Origin of the sequence: Paraburkholderia sp. SIMBA_027, assembly GCF_046535315.1 — a bacterium.
GTDB lineage: Bacteria > Pseudomonadota > Gammaproteobacteria > Burkholderiales > Burkholderiaceae > Paraburkholderia > Paraburkholderia tropica.
In genome coordinates, this window is the sequence record NZ_JAWRWY010001302.1 from 1 (window position 1) to 247 (window position 247).

At 21.5% G+C, this 247-nt stretch carries 1 protein-coding gene; it reads right to left on the minus strand.

Annotated features, from left to right (window positions below; translation table 11 throughout):
* On the minus strand, positions 1 to 247 hold a 247-nt coding region (locus SB764_RS43355; protein ID WP_410867218.1), incomplete at both ends, for a hypothetical protein.

A 247-nucleotide genomic window follows, 5' to 3' on the forward strand; every position in this document is an offset into this window, starting at 1 on the left:
TAGTTGAATATGTCCAATAGTATTTATTGCCATTATCTTTTGAAGCTGCTTCAATAATTATAATACTCAAATCTTCTTTATCTATTTGAAAGTTTATATAGAATTGAAAACTCTCATTTTCTGTTAATAAAAATTTATTTTTTAATTTAAAGAAAAAAACTCCATTTTCATTAATTTCTGTTGGACTATAAAAAATTATATCTTCATCTTCATACTCATAATAATTCCCTATCTCTTTGTATTTCAT